The sequence below is a fragment of the Achromobacter sp. GbtcB20 genome (genome assembly GCF_019091095.1).
GTDB classification, from domain to species: Bacteria; Pseudomonadota; Gammaproteobacteria; order Burkholderiales; family Burkholderiaceae_B; genus Achromobacter; species Achromobacter mucicolens.
Genome location: NZ_JAGXJZ010000482.1, coordinates 1 through 280, shown reverse-complemented (window position 1 = coordinate 280; position 280 = coordinate 1). Strand labels below are relative to the sequence as shown.

The 280-nt window shown below is 66.8% G+C and carries 1 protein-coding gene and 1 pseudogene; both read left to right on the top strand.

Annotation, left to right across the window (positions count from 1 at the left end):
- Window positions 1-165 (top strand): annotated as a pseudogene (locus KVT32_RS32375) (TIGR03761 family integrating conjugative element protein); the annotation flags it as partial.
- A partial coding sequence (locus KVT32_RS29855) for a DUF3158 family protein (RefSeq protein WP_146219704.1) occupies window positions 162-280 on the top strand: 119 nt, incomplete at its 3' end. The pseudogene KVT32_RS32375 and the gene KVT32_RS29855, both read left to right, overlap by 4 nt.

Below are 280 nucleotides of genomic sequence, written 5' to 3'. Positions count from 1 at the left end.
CTCGAAGGCATGCGCCGCCCGAAGTTTGCGCCGCGCGTCGTGCGCCGTGGCCTGCACCGGCGGGGTGATAGCGCGGCCGCAGCCGCACCTCCCACCGACGAAGGCGCTGCCGCCGATTCGGCCGAGGCCAAGACCACAGCCGCCGGCGAGGACGAACCGGCATGAGCGACCCGAACCGCGAACCGCGCTACTTCCGTCGTCTGGAACAGCCAGCCTTCATGCGGCTGGAACACGCGGCCTCTCTAAAAGGCCTTTTAAAGCCTTTTAAAGGTAAAGGGGA